17 protein-coding genes are annotated in these 17581 nt (G+C 59.4%); 9 read left to right on the top strand and 8 right to left on the bottom strand.

From position 1 onward, the window contains the following. Positions 1-140 precede the first annotated feature (140 nt). The 8 genes from hflK (JJD74_RS08360) (at position 141) to cfaB (ending at position 9425) form a co-directional block, all read left to right on the top strand. The gene (hflK, locus tag JJD74_RS08360) at positions 141-2102 is read left to right on the top strand and encodes a protease modulator HflK (RefSeq protein ID WP_200612949.1); all 1962 of its coding nucleotides are present in this window, start codon (positions 141-143) and stop codon (positions 2100-2102) included. Beyond that, positions 2099-3139 carry a protease modulator HflC gene (gene hflC / locus JJD74_RS08355; protein ID WP_200612871.1) on the top strand — a complete coding sequence of 347 codons (1041 nt, stop codon included), beginning with the start codon at positions 2099-2101 and terminating at the stop codon, positions 3137-3139. Before hflK (JJD74_RS08360) ends, hflC begins: the two co-directional genes overlap by 4 nt. Continuing rightward, positions 3136-4197 (top strand): protease modulator HflK, encoded by a 1062-nt coding sequence (gene hflK, locus JJD74_RS08350; protein ID WP_200612868.1) that lies wholly within the window; start codon positions 3136-3138, stop codon positions 4195-4197. The genes hflC and hflK (JJD74_RS08350) overlap by 4 nt, the downstream gene beginning before the upstream one ends. Continuing rightward, on the top strand, positions 4194-6101 hold the full coding sequence (locus tag JJD74_RS08345; RefSeq protein ID WP_047304298.1) for a heavy metal translocating P-type ATPase: 1908 nt from the start codon (positions 4194-4196) through the stop codon (positions 6099-6101). The genes hflK (JJD74_RS08350) and JJD74_RS08345 overlap by 4 nt, the downstream gene beginning before the upstream one ends. Positions 6102-6211: 110 nt before the next feature. Next, on the top strand, positions 6212-6463 hold the full coding sequence (bufA2, locus tag JJD74_RS08340; protein ID WP_042561866.1) for a BufA2 family periplasmic bufferin-type metallophore: 252 nt from the start codon (positions 6212-6214) through the stop codon (positions 6461-6463). 64 nt (positions 6464-6527) lie between these two features. Beyond that, entirely contained in the window at positions 6528-7373 is an 846-nt protein-coding gene (bufB, locus tag JJD74_RS08335) for an MNIO family bufferin maturase (protein WP_200612865.1), read from the top strand. Then, positions 7364-8152: an HvfC/BufC N-terminal domain-containing protein gene (locus JJD74_RS08330; protein ID WP_200612862.1), complete on the top strand. Its 789-nt coding sequence runs from the start codon at positions 7364-7366 to the stop codon at positions 8150-8152. The genes bufB and JJD74_RS08330 overlap by 10 nt, the downstream gene beginning before the upstream one ends. A gap of 85 nt (positions 8153-8237) precedes the next feature. Beyond that, positions 8238-9425: a C17 cyclopropane fatty acid synthase CfaB gene (gene cfaB / locus JJD74_RS08325; protein ID WP_200612859.1), complete on the top strand. Its 1188-nt coding sequence runs from the start codon at positions 8238-8240 to the stop codon at positions 9423-9425. A 40-nt stretch (positions 9426-9465) separates the two neighbouring features. Here cfaB and cls read toward each other — a convergent pair whose 3' ends face one another. Next, positions 9466-10905, bottom strand: coding sequence for a cardiolipin synthase (cls, locus tag JJD74_RS08320; RefSeq protein ID WP_042561862.1), 1440 nt, complete (start codon positions 10903-10905; stop codon positions 9466-9468). 131 nt (positions 10906-11036) lie between these two features. On the opposite strand from cls, the gene JJD74_RS08315 reads away from it, so the two are divergent. Further along, positions 11037-11555 (top strand): DUF3617 domain-containing protein, encoded by a 519-nt coding sequence (locus JJD74_RS08315; RefSeq protein WP_047304291.1) that lies wholly within the window; start codon positions 11037-11039, stop codon positions 11553-11555. A gap of 82 nt (positions 11556-11637) precedes the next feature. Here JJD74_RS08315 and JJD74_RS08310 read toward each other — a convergent pair whose 3' ends face one another. The 7 genes from JJD74_RS08310 to JJD74_RS08280 all read right to left on the bottom strand — a co-directional run bounded on the left by JJD74_RS08310 (position 11638) and on the right by JJD74_RS08280 (position 17418). Beyond that, entirely contained in the window at positions 11638-12969 is a 1332-nt protein-coding gene (locus tag JJD74_RS08310; protein WP_200612856.1) for a dihydroorotase, read from the bottom strand. 3 nt (positions 12970-12972) lie between these two features. Then, positions 12973-13533 carry a gamma carbonic anhydrase family protein gene (locus tag JJD74_RS08305; RefSeq protein ID WP_047304287.1) on the bottom strand — a complete coding sequence of 187 codons (561 nt, stop codon included), beginning with the start codon at positions 13531-13533 and terminating at the stop codon, positions 12973-12975. After that, positions 13530-14405: a metal ABC transporter substrate-binding protein gene (locus JJD74_RS08300; protein ID WP_042561858.1), complete on the bottom strand. Its 876-nt coding sequence runs from the start codon at positions 14403-14405 to the stop codon at positions 13530-13532. The genes JJD74_RS08305 and JJD74_RS08300 overlap by 4 nt, the downstream gene beginning before the upstream one ends. A gap of 11 nt (positions 14406-14416) precedes the next feature. Next, positions 14417-15283 (bottom strand): metal ABC transporter permease, encoded by an 867-nt coding sequence (locus JJD74_RS08295; RefSeq protein WP_200612853.1) that lies wholly within the window; start codon positions 15281-15283, stop codon positions 14417-14419. Next, the gene (locus tag JJD74_RS08290) at positions 15283-15951 is read right to left on the bottom strand and encodes a metal ABC transporter ATP-binding protein (protein WP_200612850.1); all 669 of its coding nucleotides are present in this window, start codon (positions 15949-15951) and stop codon (positions 15283-15285) included. Before JJD74_RS08290 ends, JJD74_RS08295 begins: the two co-directional genes overlap by 1 nt. After that, complete coding sequence (gene folE2, locus JJD74_RS08285; RefSeq protein WP_200612832.1) at positions 15948-16844, bottom strand: GTP cyclohydrolase FolE2; 897 nt, start codon at positions 16842-16844, stop codon at positions 15948-15950. The genes JJD74_RS08290 and folE2 overlap by 4 nt, the downstream gene beginning before the upstream one ends. Before the next feature lie 196 nt (positions 16845-17040). Then, positions 17041-17418 carry a glutamine synthetase gene (locus JJD74_RS08280; RefSeq protein WP_200612829.1) on the bottom strand — a complete coding sequence of 126 codons (378 nt, stop codon included), beginning with the start codon at positions 17416-17418 and terminating at the stop codon, positions 17041-17043. Positions 17419-17581: the final 163 nt, after the last annotated feature.

Genomic DNA, 17581 nt, shown 5'->3' with positions numbered 1-17581 from the left:
CGTTTGCAGACATTTCGGTCAAGGCTTCAGGCAGGCGACAGGTCAAGCGGCTTTATATAAGCGCAATTTGTGCACAAATATTTCACGGTTTTCGTTATATCGTAACGATATGAGCAGTGAGCCGATGGCTTTGGGGTGATATGCAAGTCGATCTGGAGGTTGAAGGCACGCAAGTGACCGGACTCCCGCGCTTTCAGCAGGCGGCCACGCAGGGCCGAAGGTTACGCCGTTTGGCGATCGGCTTCGGTGGGCTGGCCGGGGCAGGGTGGGTGCTGGCGTTTTTTGTCGGGTTGTTTGCGCCGCAGTCGTTGTGGCTGCCGCTTCTGATCAACCAGAGCGCGGCATTGCTGATAGTGGTTGCCGCGCTGCAATCGGCCTGGTGGGTGACACAGTGGCGTGCACGAGTGATGAGTCCACTGGCAGCCGTGTCATTGACTGTTGATGAGCAGCCCGCGGCGCAGGGCTGGTATGAACGCCTGCTCGATCGCTTGAGCCGGCGCAGCGTACATTTGCTTGGACTGATCGGCGCACCGACATTATGGCTGGGCGGTTGGGCGTTGCTGATTGCGCTCAGCATCGAGCAGGTATGGAACCTGACATTGCCGCCCTCGGCTGTCGGTGTCTCGGCCACAGTCGGCGCCGCGCTGGCGTTGTTATTGGCGTTCGGCTTGTTGGTGCTGGAGCGGCAACTGGCTCAGGAAAACCCCGCGCAATGGCCCGAAGCGAGTTCGCTTGCACAACTGATTCGCGTGGCGATTATCAGTCTGGTGTTGGGCGTTCTGTGTTTGTTGTTCGCCACAGAAACCTCCGTTTGGCCGGTTCGTCTGGCGGTACTGGTCGGGATCTTGCCGGGTCTGGTTGCGATCGAGCTGCTATTGCGCGCCGTTCTGTCGGTGTTCAGCCCTCAACGCGAACAGCTTGAACCGACGTTGCTCGCGCGCAGTTTTGTCGCTGACATGCTGCGCTGGCCGCCCCAGCCATTGCTGGCGCTGCAGCACGAATTACACAATCGCTTTGGCATCGATCTACGCCAGATCTGGGCGTTCAGCTACATGCGTCGGGCGTTTTTGCCGGTGTTGGCGTTGGTTGTGGCAGTCGGCTGGTTGCTGACCGGTCTGCATGAAATCCCCTTGCAGGGTCGAGGCATTTACGAACGTTTCGGCAAACCGGTGCAGGTGTTCGGCCCAGGTTTGCACGCAGGACTGCCGTGGCCGCTGGGCCGGGTGTTGGGCGTTGAAAACGGCGTGGTGCATGAACTGGCGACCAGCGTTGGCGAGAATCCGGTGCCGGTCCAACCTGTTCCCGCTGAAGGCCCGGCGCCGTCCACGGCCAACCGCTTGTGGGACGCCAGCCATGTGAATGATAAGTCTCAAGTCATCGCCAGCCGCCGTGGCGCGCAGCAGAGCTTTCAGATCGTCAACATGGATGTGCGTTTCGTCTATCGCATCGGTCTCACCGATCAGGCAGCGCTGGCGGCTACCTACAACAGCGCCGATGTGCCGACGCTGATCCGCAGCACCGCCAGCCGGATTCTGGTCCACGATTTTGCCTCGCGCACCCTCGACGGTTTGCTCGGTGCGGACAGGGCAGGGCTGGGTGAAGAAATCGGCCGTGCGGTGCAAAGCGATCTGCAACAGCTCGACAGCGGCGTGGAAATTCTCGCCACGGTCGTCGAAGCCATTCACCCGCCGGCTGGCGCTGCCAATGCTTATCACAGCGTGCAAGCGGCGCAGATCGGGGCGCAAGCCTTGATCTCCCGCGAACGTGGCGCCGCCGCTGAGGCGAGTAATCAGGCGCAATTGCAGGCCAGTCTTGCTCGCGATCGGGCCAGCGCCAACGCTGGTGAAATCAGCGCTGCCGCGCAGGCAGCGGATCTGAAATTCAGTGCCGAACAAAAAGCCTACGCCAGCGCGGGTCAGGCGTTCGTCCTTGAGCAATACCTCAGTCAGCTCAGCCAAGGCCTGAGCAAATCCAAATTGCTGGTACTTGACCATCGACTGGGCGGGAGCAGTAACGCGCCGACTATCGATTTGCGTACGTTCACGCTGCCGGCTGATCCGACGCCCGCACGTTCTACCGCTCAACCAGGAGTCGCCCATTGAGCCAGTCGCACACTCACGATCATCATGACCACGGCGGCCACGATCACGGCCATGGCGGACATCACCATCATCATGGGCATCATCACCACGGCGCGCCGCAAGAGGCGGGGCCTTTTCCATGGCGACGCATGGGTTGGGCGGCGTTGCTGGTGGCGTTCGCCATCGCTGCGGCGAGCCTGGTGCAAGTGCGCTCCGGCGAAGCCACAGTCATTACCCGTTTTGGTAATCCGTCGAGGGTGTTGCTCGATCCGGGTTTAAGCTGGCGCTGGCCTGCGCCATTCGAAGCGGCGATCCCGGTGGATCTGCGCTTGCGTACCACCTCCAGCGGTTTGCAGGATGTCGGCACCCGAGATGGTTTGCGCATCATCGTCCAGGCGTATGTTGCGTGGCAGGTGCAGGGCGATCCGGACAATGTGCAACGCTTCATGCGCGCCGTGCAGAACCAGCCGGACGAAGCAGCACGGCAGATTCGCACGTTTGTTGGCTCCGCTCTGGAAACCACCGCCAGCAGTTTTGATCTGGCGAACCTGGTAAACACCGACGCCAATCAGGTGCACATCGCCGAATTCGAGGCGCAGCTGCGTCAGCAAATTGAACAGCAACTCCTCGCGACTTACGGCGTGCGAGTGGTGCAGGTGGGTATCGAGCGGTTGACCTTACCGTCAGTGACACTCACCGCCACGGTCGATCGGATGCGCGCCGAGCGTGAAACAATTGCCACCGAACGCACGGCCATCGGCAAACGTGAAGCTGCGCAAATCCGTTCTGCCGCCGAGCGCGATGCGCGGATTGTTCAAGCGGATGCCACGGTGAAAGCCGCGGATATTGAAGCGCAATCTCGGGTTGAGGCCGCGCAGATCTACGGCCGCGCCTACGCCAGTTCACCGCAGCTGTATAACTTGCTGCGTTCGCTGGACACCCTCGGCACCATCGTCACGCCAGACACCAAGCTGATCCTGCGCACCGATGCCGCGCCGTTCCGCGTGCTGGTCGACGGCCCGCCGAATCTCGACAACAAAGCCGGATCGCAACCATGAGCGAAGAAGTTCCACGTGGAACATATTCGCTGAACAGTCCGTGGATTCAGGCCGGGCGTTTGGCATTTTTTGCCCTATACGCGGTGACATTGCTGGCCGCGGTGGCTTGGGCATTCTCGAATGTCCGGCAGATTGATCCGCAGAATCGCGCCGTGGTTTTGCACTTTGGTGCGCTGGATCGCATCCAGAATGCCGGTTTGCTGTTGGCTTGGCCGCAGCCGTTCGAGCAGGTGGTCCTACTCCCGGCAGCAGATCGAGTAATAGAGCGTCGCGTTGAAAATCTGCTGCGCAGCGATGAGGCATTGAAGGCTGATCGTGTGGCCACGTTTGCCACGCCGCTCAGTGATGCACTGGCGGGATCTGGTTATTTATTGACCGGTGACGCCGGCGTCGTGCAACTGGATGTGCGAGTGTTTTACAAAGTGACCGATCCCTATGACTTCGTGCTGCAGGGCGATCATGTGCTGCCAGCGCTTGATCGGCTGGTCACTCGCAGCGCCGTGGCACTGACCGCCGCGCGAGATCTCGACACTATTCTGGTGGCCCGACCGGAATTGATCGGCGCCGATAATCAGGCTGCCGAACGTCGCGAGCGCTTGCGCGGTGATCTGGTGCAAGGCATCAACCAACGCTTGGCTGAACTGAAAACCAGCGGGCAGGGCATCGGCATCGAGGTGGCACGGGTTGATGTGCAGTCCAGTCTCCCCGGTCCCGCCGTCAGTGCGTTCAACGCGGTTCTGACCGCCAGCCAACAAGCCGACAAAGCCGTGGCCAATGCCCGCACTGATGCCGAGAAACTCACCCAGAACGCCAACGAACAAGCCGACCGCACGCTGCAGGTCGCTCACGCTCAGGCGGGTGAGCGCCTGGCCAAAGCGTCTGCGGACACCGCTACGGTGTCGAGTCTGGCCAAGGCCCAATTGCAAGGCACTGACCCACAAATGCTCCTGCGTCTGTACCGCGAGCGCATACCGAAAATTCTTGGTCAGGCCGGATCAGTGACCACGGTCGATCCGAAAGACGATTCCCGCCTGATCATTCAGGGAGCCAGTCAATGAGCGCGACCACCGCTGCACCGGGCCTGTTGTCTTCGGCCGAACAACGTCGCGCCGCGCGCCAACTGACGTTGGCCATGCTCGCGCTTGGTCTGCTCGGCCTCGGTCTGATCTGGCGTTGGCTGCTGCCGGCACAAACCGGTGTCAGTCAGTTGCTGTTGGGCGTTGCTTCTTTATTAGTCGCCGTGCCAGTGATGCGTTCGGCGTGGTTCAGCCTGCGTTATCCAAGTCTGCACGGCATCACCGATCAACTGATTGCCCTGGCGATGCTCGGGGCATGGGCGACTGGCGATCTGCTGACCGCCGCGTTGCTGCCGATCATCATGATCTTCGGCCACGTGTTGGAGGAGCGCAGTGTCATTGGCTCGCAGGAAGCGATTCACGCACTCGGTCAATTGACCCGCAGTCATGCACGCAAGATTCAGGCTGACGGCTCGATCGTTGAAGTCGACAACGGCACGCTCAAATCCGGAGACATGGTCGAGGTCCGCGCGGGTGATCGAGTACCGGCCGACGGTCGGGTTTTGTCCGGCCAGGCCAGCCTCGACACCGCGTCGATTACCGGTGAATCCGTGCCGGTGGAAGCGAGCGTCGGCATGACGGTGTTTGGCGGCGCGATCAATCTCGACGGTCTGCTGCGCATCGAAGTGACCCGCACCGGCGATGAGTCGACGTTGGGCAAAGTCATCGCGCTGATGCAAAACGCCGAGCGTTCGAAACCGCCGATCACCCGGTTGCTTGAGCGCTATGCCGGTAGTTACATGGTGCTGGTGTTGCTGTTGGCGGCCGTCACCTGGTTCATAACCAATGATGCGCAAGCGATGCTCGCGGTGTTGGTCGCCGCTTGCCCCTGCGCCTTGGTGCTGTCCGCACCAGCCACGGCGATTGCGGGTGTGGCGGTAGCGGCGCGGCACGGGATTCTGATCCGCAGCTCGGCGTTCCTCGAAGAGCTGGCCGATCTCACCTCGCTGGTCGTCGACAAGACCGGCACCCTGACTTACGGCACCTTGCGCTTGCAGTCGATCAACAGCTCGCATGCGGATCAGTCGACGGTGTTGGCGCTCGCCGCCAGTCTGGGTGCGGCGAGCAGTCATCCGGTCAGTCGTGCGCTGGCGGGGTTGGTCAGTCAGGACGACTGTTTGCCTCTGTCCGATATTCACGAACGGCAGGGTCTCGGCGTAGTCGCCATGACCGGTCAAGGCGAAGCGGCGCTAGGCCGCCCGGAGTTGTTCGCACAACTGGGCATCACTCCTACGACCATCCCTGAACACGATGGACCGATTGCCGGCCTGGCCTTGAACGGTGAGTTTCTCGCCTGGCTGCTGTTGGCTGACAGTGTCAAACCGGAAGCCCGATTTGCCCTCAGTGAGCTGCGTGAGCTGGGCCTCGGGCGGCAACTGTTGCTGACCGGCGATCGCCAAAGCGTGGCCCAGACGATGGCCCGCGAAGTGGGTCTGAAAGAAGTCGAAGCCCAGGCGTTGCCCGAGGACAAACTCAATCGTGTGCTGAAAGAAATCAACGACGGTTTCCGGCCGATGGTGGTGGGCGACGGCATCAACGATTCGCTGGCGCTCAAGGCTGGCGTGGTCGGTGTGGCGATGGGGGCGGGCGGGGCAGACATCGCCTTGGCCTCCGCCGATATCGTGTTGATCGGCAGCGATCTGCGTCGGCTCGGTACTTGTGTGCGGCTCAGTCGTCAGTGCCGGCGAACCTTGCAGGTCAACGTGATCATCGGGTTGGGCTGGACGCTGGCCATTGTCGTGTTCGCCGCGTTCGGCTGGCTCGGAGCCGCCGGGGCGATGATTGCCGCGTTGCTGCACAACCTCAGCACGTTACTGGTGCTGGGCAATGCCGGGCGATTGCTGCGCTTTCAAGAGCCGCTGCTCAAGCTCAAGGAAGAAATCTGAAATTATTTTTCGCCTCGCTGTAACGCCATCAGGGCAGCGATCTCTAGTGCTATGTCGGGACTGAACAACCGTCCAGCCGACACCCCTGATGCTTACCGAGGATAAGAAAAATGACCATCAAGACCGCTGCTGCTGGTGCCGCTCTCGCTTTGGCCGCCGCTACTATGTTTGCCGGTGTAGCCACCAATGTGGTCGCCGCCGATGCCAACGTGCACTGTTACGGCGTGACCTCCTGCAAAGGCCAGAACGATTGCAAAACCAAAGACCACGCTTGCAAAGGCATGGGCGCCTGCAAAGGCCAGGGCTTCAAAGCAATGACTCAAGCGGCTTGCGAAAAAGCAGGTGGCAAGGTCGGCGAATAACTGACCGGTAAGTGCCGCCGCGGTGGTTCACGCCACTGCGGCCACTTTTATCAGGAGCCCGCACATGTCCGCCTCACTTCCTTTCCTCGGCTACGGCCTGGGATTGCGCAGCGCTTATTACCAGCAGATCCTTGAACAGTCGCCCGACGTGGACTGGTTCGAAGTGGTCTCGGAAAATTTCATGGTGCAGGGCGGCAAGGCTCTGTATTACCTGGACGCCATCGCCGAGCGCTATCCGCTGGTGATGCATGGCGTCTCCCTGTCCATCGGCGGGCCACATGCCCTCGACCCGGACTATCTCAAGCAACTCAAGCAATTGGCCGATCGGGTCAAACCGGCGTGGATCTCCGACCATCTGTGCTGGAGCCGTGGTAACGCTCATCAGTTGCATGATCTGCTGCCGCTGCCGTACACCGCTGAGAGCCTCGAATACATCGCTGGGCGAGTGGCCCAGGTTCAAGATGTGTTGCAGCGTCCATTGGTGCTGGAAAACGTCTCCAGTTATGTTCGCGCCGCCTCGGATGATTTCACCGAATGGGAATTTCTCGCCGCACTGAGTCGGGTGAGCGGTTGCGAGTTGCTGCTGGACGTCAACAACGTCTACGTCAGTTCGCGTAATCACGGCTTCGATCCGTGGACCTTTATTGAAAGCCTGCCCAAGGACAAAGTGCGCCAGTTGCACTTGGCAGGGCACAGCGATTACGGCGACTACGTGATCGACACCCACGACCATCCGGTGAGTGATCCAGTCTGGGCGCTGTATCAACGCACACTGGAACACTTCGGCCCTGTGGCGACATTGCTGGAACGTGACGATCACTTTCCGCCCTTTGAAGAGCTGCTCGATGAATTGCAAAAGGCTCGCGAGCTGGGTAGCCATGTCTTGGCCGGGAGGCAGCAATGCGCCTGAGAGAATGGCAATTGGCGTTCGAGTCGTTTCTGCTGGATGACACAGCGACAGCCAACCTGGCATTGGGAAAGAGTCTGATCGGCGGCCCGACGCTGGATATCGACACCGGTCTGGCGATTTATCACAACGCCTACAAGGCGCGTTTGCAGGAAGTTTTACGTGCCGACTACCCGACAATCTGGCACTGGATGGGCGACGAAGAATTCGATCAATTGGCCACCGCGTATATCCGCCAATGCCCGTCGGCGCATTACAGCCTGCGCTGGTTGGGCAAGGGGTTCGCCGATTTTCTCCGAGAGCATCTGGTGCCTGAGCAGGGCGCACCATTGGCCGAATTGGCTGCGCTGGAATGGGCGTTCACGCTGGCCTTTGATGCGCCCGCAGGTTCACCGTTAACCCTCGACGCGATGGCGGCGCTTGCTCCGGACGAATGGCCCGGATTTCAGTTTAAATCCACACCGTCGTTGCAAAGGCTGGCGTGCCAATTCAACAGTCTCTCGCTGTGGCGGGCGGTGAAGGAAGCGTGCGATTTCCCTGAAAGCATGGCGCTTGCTGCTCCTCAGGTCTGCCTGATCTGGCGTAATGATCTGATCTGTCATTACCGCAGCCTGGAAGCTCCCGAAGCCTCGGCCCTGAACGGGCTGCTCGACGAAGGCTGGAGTTTCGCCGAACTGTGTGAGGCGTTGGCAGTCATTTATGGTGAGGGCGCTGCACTCCAAGCCGTCACCTGGCTGAAACAGTGGGTGCAGGATGGCTTGTTGGAGCGTCTGGAGCGGTAGATTCGGTCTATCAAATCGATAGCCTGCTATTTTTCGAGGATGGTCTACCCTCAGATCAGACGTCTGAAACAAGGGGGGATTTTCCATGCTCGCGCAACTTCCACCGGCCTTACAGAATCTGCAGCTACCGCTTCGCCTGCGACTCTGGGACGGCCATGAATTCAATCTGGGCCCGACGCCCAGCGTCACCATCGTGGTCAAGGATCCCAAGATGGTCAGCCAGTTCACCCATCCAAGTCTGGATGCGCTAGGGGCGGCGTTCGTCGAAGGCAAGCTTGAACTGGAGGGCTCGATCAGCGAGGTCATCCGGCTCTGCGACGAATTGAGCAATGCCTTGCTCGGTGCAGATGACGACAGTCATCCCGTGCGTTCGGTGCATGACAAGGAAACCGACGCCAAAGCCATTTCCTACCACTACGACCTGTCCAACGCGTTCTACCAGCTGTGGCTGGACAGCGACATGGCGTATTCCTGCGCGTATTTCGAAACCGGCAGTGAAACGCTGGAACAGGCGCAACAAGCCAAATTCCGTCATCTGTGCCGCAAGCTGCGTTTGCAGCCGGGCGACTATCTGCTGGATGTCGGCTGTGGCTGGGGAGGGTTGGCGCGGTACGCGGCGCGGGAATTCGGTGCGAAAGTGTTCGGCATCACGTTGAGCAAGGCGCAGCTGGAACTGGCCCGCGAACGTGTCAAAAACGACGGCCTGGAAGACCAGATCGAGCTGCAACTGCTGGACTACCGCGATCTGCCCCAGGACGGTCGCTTCGACAAAGTGGTCAGTGTCGGCATGTTCGAGCACGTCGGTCACGCCAACCTGGCCGAGTACTGCAAAACCCTGTTTGGTGCGGTGAAGGAGGGGGGGCTGGTGATGAACCACGGCATCACGGCCAGGCACACCGATGGCCGCCCGGTGGGCCGTGGTGCCGGCGAGTTCATCGAAAAATACGTCTTCCCCAATGGTGAGTTGCCGCATTTGTCGATGATCTCGGCCGAGATCAGTGAAGCCGGGCTGGAGATTGTCGACGTCGAAAGTCTGCGCCTGCACTACGCACGTACCCTCGACCACTGGAGCGAGCGTCTGGAAGACAATCTCGAAACAGCTGCGAAGCTAGTGCCGGAGCAGGCGCTGCGTATCTGGCGGTTGTACCTGGCCGGTTGTGCTTACGCCTTCGCGCGCGGCTGGATCAATCTGCACCAGATCCTCGCGGTAAAAGCGCATGCCGATGGCAGCCATGAACTGCCGTGGACTCGCGACGACATCTACCACCCTTGATTCCCTGTATCCCTTGCCCTCCGCAGAGGGTTGGGGAACGTCAGAGAATCGGTGAAATAAGCCGGGCGATCCGCATGCCGACCTGTTGCAGGCGGTGGATCTCCCGGCTTTCTTCTTTGGCGATCTCGTAAGATTGCTCGAAATCCTCGATCAGCATCTGTTCGACGCTAGCGGCGAAGTCGCTGTCGACCGTCAGCAGCATCACTTCGAAGTTCAAGCGGAACGAACGGTTGTCCAGATTGGCGCTGCCAATGGCGCTGATCTCGCTGTCGATCAACACCACTTTCTGATGCAGGAATCCGGGTTCGTAACGGAATACACGGACCCCGGCGCGCACGGCTTCGAAGGCGTACAGGCTGGACGCCGCATAGACGATGCGGTGATCGGGGCGCGAAGGCAGCAGCAAGCGCACGTCGACACCGCGCAACACGGCCAAACGCAGGGCAGCGAACACGGCTTCATCGGGAATGAAGTAGGGGCTGGTGATCCACACCCGTTCCGTCGCCGCGTGGATAGCTTCAACGAAGAACAGCGAACAGGTTTCGTAGGCATCTGCCGGGCCACTGGCAAGCAACTGGCACAGCACGCCGTCGTCCGGGTAAGCGTCCGGCAGGATCAGCGGCGGTAAAGTGCGCGCGGCCCAGAACCAGTCTTCGGCAAAGGATTCCTGCATGCACGCCACCACCGGACCACGCACTCTTACATGCGTATCGCGCCACGGCGCCAGCGGCGGCTTTTCGCCCATGTATTCATCGCCGACGTTGTGCCCGCCGACAAACCCGACCACGCCGTCGACCACGACGATTTTGCGATGGTTGCGGAAGTTGACCTGGAAGCGATTGAGCCAGCCGCTGCGTGTGGCGAACGCTTTGACCTCGACGCCACCATCGCGCAGTGCCTGAACATAATTATGGGGCAGGGCGTGACTGCCGATGCGGTCGTAGAGCAGATGAATCGCTACGCCTTCGTCGGCCTTCTTCAGTAGCAGATCACGCAGGCGTTGACCGAGCCGATCATCGTGGATGATGAAGAACTGGATCAGCACGGCTTCCTTCGCCTGATCGATAGCGCGGAAGATCGCTTCAAAGGTCGCTTTGCCATTTACCAGCAACTGCACCTGATTATTCGCCAGACACGGCATTCGCCCCAGTTTCGGCATGGCGCGCAAGGATGCGTAGGCGTTCGAGGCGCGGGCGGTCAGGGCTTCTTCCACCCACGGCCGCCAGTTCAATTCGGAGATGGCCTGGCGCATCTGTTCGTTGGCCTGGCGCCGAGCTTTGATGTAGCCGTCGAAGGTGCTGCGGCCGAACACCAGGTACGGAATAAGCGTGAGGTAGGGAATGAAGATCAGCGACAATGCCCAGGCGATCGAGCCTTGAGCCGTGCGCACGGTGAGCACCGCGTGAACGGCGGCGATCAAGCCGAGGGTGTGTATCAGGGCGATCAGATAACCGAAAATATGCGGTCCAAAATAATCCATGGGGCAGCCTTGCTCCGGAAGATTCAATGCTTAACAGACCATGTTCCGCCGCGAATGTCGCTAATTAATTGGTGCATGAACCGAAGCAATTGGCCGACGTCTAACGACCACTACTGATCAGGAGTTTTTCGATGAACATTCGTCTGCTGGGTTTGGCGCTGGGCCTGGGTTTGGCATTGCCGGTGGTTGCTCAGGCGCAGATGCTGCAGCCGGGGTTGTGGGAAATGACGTCGAGCAACGTCAAAGTCGATGATCAGCCGATGGACGTGCAATCGATCCTCGGCCAGCTGCAAGGCCAGATGACCCCGCAACAGCGGGCGGCGCTGGAGAAAAACGGCATCAATATCGGCGGCAAGGGCATCCGCGCGTGCCTGACGCCTGAGCAAGTGGCGACCAATGATATTCCGTTGGCCGACCCGCAATCGGGCTGCAAACAGCAGATCACCGAACGCAACGGCAACCAGTGGAAATTCCGTTTCAGCTGCCCGAAAGCGCAGGGTACCGGTGTTGCGACTTTCCTCAGTGATCGGGAATTCAACACCGTCGCCAACGGCACGTTCAATGCCATCGGCATCAACCAGAAGGGCAGTCTGGAAACCCGCGCCGTGTGGCTGGGTCAGGACTGCGGCGCCGTGAAACCTCGCGCCTAAAAGCAACGCCAGCAGGCTGGCTCCCACAGTCGAATGTTTTCGAAATGTGGGAGCCAGCCTGCTGGCGATGGCGTCATCAATATTAGCGCATAAACCGCAACGGCAAACCGCGACAGCCTTCATTCACCCGACCATCGCGCCAGGCGATCTGCCCTGACACCAGCGTCGTACTGACCCGATGTCGAAAGCTTCTCCCGGCAAACGGCGTCCACCCGCACTGCGACAGAATCGGTTGCCGAGACACCTCGACAGTCTGCCGCTCAACCAACACCAGATCCGCCCAGTACCCTTCACGCAAATAGCCCCGATCCGGAATCGCAAACAGATCCGCCACGCGATGGCTGGTCTTCGCCACCAGAGTGCTGATCGGCAGTACGCCGTCCGCGACCAATTCGAGTAACGCCGGTAATGCATGCTGCACCAGCGGTAAACCCGAAGGTGCCTCTATGTAAGGTCTTTGCTTTTCCGCCCAGGTATGCGGCGCGTGATCGCTGCCGATGACGTCCAGCCGATTGGAGTTCAACGCTTCGCGCAAGGCATCGCGGTCGGCCTGAGTCTTGATCGCCGGATTGCATTTGATCAGGTTGCCGAGCGCCGGATAGTCGCGATCATCAAACAGCAAATGATGCAGGCAGACTTCTGCCGTGATGCGTTTTTGTGCCAGTGGTTTGTCTTCGAACAGATCCAGTTCCCGGGCGGTGGTGAGGTGTAAAACGTGCAGTCGTGTGCCATGACGCTTGGCCAGTTCCACAGCCAACGAAGACGAGCGATAGCAAGTTTCGGCATTACGAATCAGCGCATGAGCCGCGGGCGGTAGACGCTCACCAAACTGGTCGTTCAGGTTGGCCGCATTCGCGTTGATGCTTGGCGTGTGTTCGCAGTGAGCCAGCAAGATCGTCGGCACTTCAGCAAACAACCGCTCAAGAATCTTCGGATCATCCACCAGCATGTTGCCGGTGGAGGCGCCCATGAACACTTTGACGCCGGCCACTTCGCTGGGATTGAGCGTGGCGACGGTGTCGAGATTGTCCCGGCTGACCCCGAAGTGAAAGCCGTAATTGGCCACAGAGCTGAGCGCCGCCCGGCGTTTTTTATCCGCCAGCGCCTTGAGGCTGAGGGTGGCGGGTTGGGTGTTGGGCATGTCCATGAAACTGGTAATGCCTCCCGCAACCGCCGCGCGGGATTCGGTGTGGATGCTGCCCTTGGCCGGCGCACCGGGTTCGCGGAAATGCACCTGGTCATCGATCATCCCAGGCAACAACCACTGTCCGGCCGCGTCGATTTCGACGCTCGCGTTTTCACCTTCGATGCTGCGCGCAATCTTGACGATACGACCGTTGCTGACCAACAGATCGCCATCGAACTCACGTCCTTCGTTGATCATTCTTGCATTGCGAATCAGCACACTGCTCATGGTCTAAAACTCGTTCTGCAAGGCTTTGTAGCCGCGCACCAAATCGACATTGGTACGCGCCACGTCTTCGGAAAACTCCGAGGCGCTGACACTCACTGGTGGGAATTGCGAGAGGTCAGTGTTCGGGCCGATGCGGGTGGTGGAGGGCACATAGAACGCGTCCGGCAAATCGCGTCCGTCGACCACCGAGTTGTGCCGCACCACGCAGCCGTCGCCAACCACGCAATTGAACAGCACGCTGTTGAAGCCAATGAACACCCGGTCGCCGACCACGCAGGGACCATGCACGATCGAACGATGGGCGATGGAGCTGAACTCGCCGATGGTCACTGCCGCGCCGGATTTGGAATGAATCACCACACCGTCCTGGATGTTCGAATTGGCACCGATGGTGATCGGTTCCATCTCGCCTGAAGCATCCACTTCGTCGGCGCGAATCACGGCATAGGGGCCGACAAACACGTTTTCACCAATCACCACTTTGCCGCAAATGATCGCGGTTTTATCGACGTAGGCCGACTCGGCGATCTGTGGCAGATCGCCTGAAGGATTCTTGCGGATCATGGTTGGCTCAGCGCGTTGTAAAGGGTATTGAGGTTGTATTCGAACAGCCCGGTAAAAGTGCTGGCCGGACCGCTGGCGGCGAGGGCGTCCGAGTAGAGCGTGCCGCCAATGTGTGCGCCGCTCTCATCGGCAATCTGTTTGAGCAGTCGCGCGTCCTTGATGTTTTCCATGAACACCGCTTTGACTTTCGCCTGGCGGATCTGGGTAATCAACGCCGCGACTTCGGCGGCCGAGGGGTCACGCTCGGTGGACAGTCCTTGTGGGGCCATGAAGTCGATGCTGTACGCCTGGCCCAGGTAACCGAAGGCATCGTGGCTGGTGACGATTTTGCGATTGCCCGGTGGCAGTGAACCGAGTTTGGCCTTGGCTTCGGCGAGCAGGGCGTAGATCTGTTTCAGGTAGGTTTGGCTGTTGCGCTCGTAGTCGGCCTTGTTCGTCGGGTCGGCGGCGATCAGCGCTTTGGTGATGTTGGCGACGTACAACTCGGCGTTGGCCAGATTGTGCCAGGCGTGCGGATCGGGAACGGTTTTACCGTCCTCATCCAGCGAGCGCGGGATCACTCCGTGACTGGCGCTGACTACCGTGGCTTTGGTTTCGGTGCTGGTCACCAAGCGATCCAGCCACGGTTCGAAACCCAAACCGTTTTTGATGATCAGTCTGGCTTTGAGCAGTGCTTTGGCATCGTCCGGGGTCGGCTCATAGGTGTGCGCATCAGCGTCGGGGCCGACCATGTTGGTGATCTGAATATGCTCGCCACCGACCTGATGAACCATGTCGGCGAGAATGCTGAAGCTGGTCACCACCGGCAATTTTTCTGCCGCCGACAATGACATCGACAGCATCAGGCTGAACAGCACAAATAGAACGCGCATCGGGAAACACCTCATTGGGATGTAAGCAACGGTGGGCGGCGCAGCAAACCGTGAACCGGTCCGAACACCACGGAGAGCAAATATCCGGCCCCCGCGACCAGCACGATGGCCGGCCCGCTGGGCAGCGAGAAGTAGAACGACAGCAGCAGGCCGAGCCACACCGACAGGCAGCCGAGAAGGGCGGCGATAGCAATCAGGACCGGCAGACGGCGACTCCAGAATCGCGAGCTGGCGGCGGGCAGCATCATCAGTCCAACGACCATCAGTGCGCCGATTGCCTGAAATCCGATCACCAGATTCAGCACTACCAGAGTCAGGAACACGCCATGGGCGAGAGGGCCAAGTCGGCTGACGGTTCTCAGGAACAATGGGTCGAGGGTGTCGAGCAGCAACGGTTTATAGATGAGTGCCATGGCGATCAGGCTGAAGGTCGAAACCCACAGCATGCCGTTGAGAGTCGGACCGTCGACCGCCAATGCCGACCCGAAGAGCAGGTGCAAAAGGTCGAGGCGTTTTCCCGCGATGCCAAGGATCAGCACACCGGCTGCCAACGATATTGGATAGATCGCGGCGAGGCTGGCATCCTCTCGCAAACCTGTTTTGCGAGTGATCCAGGCGGCGAGTCCAGCCATGCTCAAACCTGCGCCGAGCCCCCCGATGGTGAGCGCAGGCAGACTGAGGCCAGCGAACCAGAAGCCCAATGCGGCACCGGGCAGGATGCCGTGGGCAACGGCATCACCGATCAGACTCATGCGCCGCAAGATCAAAAAAACGCCGAGGGGAGCGGTGCTGCAGGCGAGCACCAAACCACCGAGCAGGGCGCGGCGCATGAAGACGAACTCGTTGAACGGTTCCCAGAGGTGCGCGATGGTGAGCATCACGCCACCTGCGTATGCGGTGTTTGCCGGATGAGCTCTTTGCTCGTGCCAAATACGCAGGCACTGTTTTTGATCAGCAGCGTTTTTGGAATGTGTTCGCGAACGGCGCAGAGGTCGTGGCACACCACGATCAGTGTTCGACCTTCGGCGTGCCAGGCGTGGATGTGTTGCCACAGCAACTTTTGGCCCAGTTCATCGAGAGCAGCATGCGGTTCGTCGAGTAGCAAAACAGGTGCATCAGTCAGACTCAATCGAGCGAGCAAGGCGCGTTGTAATTCGCCGCCGGACAAGGCCATCAAGGGGCGTTGATCGAGTCCGTTCAGGTGCCAGTTTTCCAAGGCCGCGGCGAGGCGCTGTGCACGCAGTTGTGTGGACAATCTACGTCCCCAGAAGCCGGCGGCCACCAACTCTTCGAGGCTGATCGGGAACTGGCGATCCAGGTGCTGTTGTTGGGGGAGGAAGGAGACGCCGCTTTGCCGTGGAACGCTCAATGAGACCTTTCCTGCCAAAGGCCTTTGCAGTCCTGCAATGACTTTCAGCAGGCTGCTTTTGCCACAACCATTGGCGCCGATGATTGCTGTCAGGCTGCCGCTTTCGAATTCGAGGGTCAGGGGCGAGGTGAGCGGTTGGCCGGGTGCGCCCCAGCTTAAGGCCTGGCAACGGATCATGCCTGCTCCCGGTGCCAATCACTTTCGGCGACTGCATCGTGGGCATGCAGGCTTTCGGCGTGGGTCACTCGCAGGTGGAACGAGCTGACTCCAGGTGAGCGACGTAGCGCAATATTCAGCCTGCGTGCGGCGTCTTCACAGAACATCAGGTTCTGCCCGTTGGCGAGGGCAAAGGCTTGTTCATCCGCTCGTTTGACCGCGGTTTGTACGGCGGTGCCGAGGGCGGCTTCGGCATCGTTGATGATCGCGCTCAGCGGTAGTTCGTCGACGAATTCGTCGAGATGAACATGTAGTTGCGCGGTGCTACGTTGGCTGTGTGGCGTTGCGACGATGCCTTGGGGCGTACCCAGCCACGCCAAAACCTCTGCGTGATTCAGTTGTGTGTTGGCGAAGTCTTCAATGAATTGTTGCTGGATAAGCTGTCTCGCCAGCGCTGCCGAGCAAGGACATGTCGAGGAGTAAGGCACTTCAATTTCTAGTTCCACGTGGAACATTCTGTTTTTCAGGCTGGCCGAAATGGTTACTGGATAGGATTTCCATCCGGACAAAGGACTGATCAATGCGGGTCGCTTGAGCAGTAGATCCGTGTGGATTTTCAGATAAGCGTTGTTGGACAAACCTGAGTGGCTATCGAGGAAATGCTCAAGAATCTGGTGAAGCAACGTTGGGCTAATGTTGCGCTTTTCCAGGGTTTCGAGTGCCAGATACAAGCGCGACATATGAATACCGCGCGCCTCGGCATCATCAAGACTTACACCTGCATCAGCTTTCGCACTCAGGCGTTGGCCGTCCAGCAAAACAGGCAACGCAATGCCGCGCATGCCCACCCATTCGAGTGGCAAGGCTTGGCGAGCGGCCTGAGCGGCGATATCCGGAAGTGTCAGCGAATTCATGATCGGGACCATCGTGTTGATTAAATTCGATGTTACATTATAACAATTCGAACCACGATGTCTTTTTCATGAACAGGTTTTCATATGTGCACGCCAATTCCGTCTAGGGTTCCACGTGAAACACTCGCGAAAATCGCCCCTTCCAAGCGAGACATCATCGGGGTTATATCCTCGACATGTCGATGACTTGGGCGAACTAGCAACCGGTCAATCGGCTGCAGGTGAATTTCGCGCTGCTACCACCCGAGCTAGAGAAGCGATTGATGGTGGTCCATCCCACCCGACGGGTGTAGCCGACCCAGGCTTCACCGTCGGAAGCGATACCAGTGAAGAACGTCATTTGCCCGAACCGACTGTTGGTCTGCGCCCAATAACGCTTGCCGTTCTTTTCAAAGCCGCGCAGATAGAGCGTGTTGCCGACCGTGTTGACGCTGTAAGTGTTGCCATCAGCATCCACGCAGGCCAGCAGATTGGCGCTGCGCGTGCAGGAGGCGAGCGCCGGGGTTTTTCCCCAGGCGGTGGTCGCAGTTAACAGCATGACGCTCAAAACCGAGCATTTCAGCGCACTTTTCATCACATTTTCCGAGCCTGAACTTAAAGGCAGCTTCCGGCTGTTTGTAGATAAGGGTAAGAGCAGGGCTGGCCATTCTCTATTGTTATACTATAACATCAATTTGAACTGAGCCTGAGTCGGCCGATTTCAAACGTTTACCTTCTGCGAACTCCGTATGAAGCTC

It is taken from the genome of Pseudomonas sp. MF6776, assembly GCF_016613125.1.
Taxonomy (GTDB): Bacteria; Pseudomonadota; Gammaproteobacteria; order Pseudomonadales; family Pseudomonadaceae; genus Aquipseudomonas; species Aquipseudomonas iridis.
Note: the sequence above shows the minus strand (reverse complement) of the source record. Positions and strands in the feature narration are given on the sequence as shown.

What these genes read in the sequence shown, in the direction of transcription:
- JJD74_RS08310 (WP_200612856.1), bottom strand. Translation starts at nt 12,969, where the DNA reads ATGAGCAGTGTGCTGATTCGCAATGCAAGAATGATCAACGAAGGACGT.
- folE2 (WP_200612832.1), bottom strand. Translation starts at nt 16,844, where the DNA reads ATGAATTCGCTGACACTTCCGGATATCGCCGCTCAGGCCGCTCGCCAA.
- bufA2 (WP_042561866.1), top strand. Translation starts at nt 6,212, where the DNA reads ATGACCATCAAGACCGCTGCTGCTGGTGCCGCTCTCGCTTTGGCCGCC.
- hflK (WP_200612949.1), top strand. Translation starts at nt 141, where the DNA reads ATGCAAGTCGATCTGGAGGTTGAAGGCACGCAAGTGACCGGACTCCCG.
- JJD74_RS08300 (WP_042561858.1), bottom strand. Translation starts at nt 14,405, where the DNA reads ATGCGCGTTCTATTTGTGCTGTTCAGCCTGATGCTGTCGATGTCATTG.
- cfaB (WP_200612859.1), top strand. Translation starts at nt 8,238, where the DNA reads ATGCTCGCGCAACTTCCACCGGCCTTACAGAATCTGCAGCTACCGCTT.
- JJD74_RS08280 (WP_200612829.1), bottom strand. Translation starts at nt 17,418, where the DNA reads ATGAAAAGTGCGCTGAAATGCTCGGTTTTGAGCGTCATGCTGTTAACT.
- JJD74_RS08345 (WP_047304298.1), top strand. Translation starts at nt 4,194, where the DNA reads ATGAGCGCGACCACCGCTGCACCGGGCCTGTTGTCTTCGGCCGAACAA.
- JJD74_RS08295 (WP_200612853.1), bottom strand. Translation starts at nt 15,283, where the DNA reads ATGCTCACCATCGCGCACCTCTGGGAACCGTTCAACGAGTTCGTCTTC.
- cls (WP_042561862.1), bottom strand. Translation starts at nt 10,905, where the DNA reads ATGGATTATTTTGGACCGCATATTTTCGGTTATCTGATCGCCCTGATA.
- JJD74_RS08315 (WP_047304291.1), top strand. Translation starts at nt 11,037, where the DNA reads ATGAACATTCGTCTGCTGGGTTTGGCGCTGGGCCTGGGTTTGGCATTG.
- hflK (WP_200612868.1), top strand. Translation starts at nt 3,136, where the DNA reads ATGAGCGAAGAAGTTCCACGTGGAACATATTCGCTGAACAGTCCGTGG.
- JJD74_RS08330 (WP_200612862.1), top strand. Translation starts at nt 7,364, where the DNA reads ATGCGCCTGAGAGAATGGCAATTGGCGTTCGAGTCGTTTCTGCTGGAT.
- JJD74_RS08305 (WP_047304287.1), bottom strand. Translation starts at nt 13,533, where the DNA reads ATGATCCGCAAGAATCCTTCAGGCGATCTGCCACAGATCGCCGAGTCG.
- bufB (WP_200612865.1), top strand. Translation starts at nt 6,528, where the DNA reads ATGTCCGCCTCACTTCCTTTCCTCGGCTACGGCCTGGGATTGCGCAGC.
- JJD74_RS08290 (WP_200612850.1), bottom strand. Translation starts at nt 15,951, where the DNA reads ATGATCCGTTGCCAGGCCTTAAGCTGGGGCGCACCCGGCCAACCGCTC.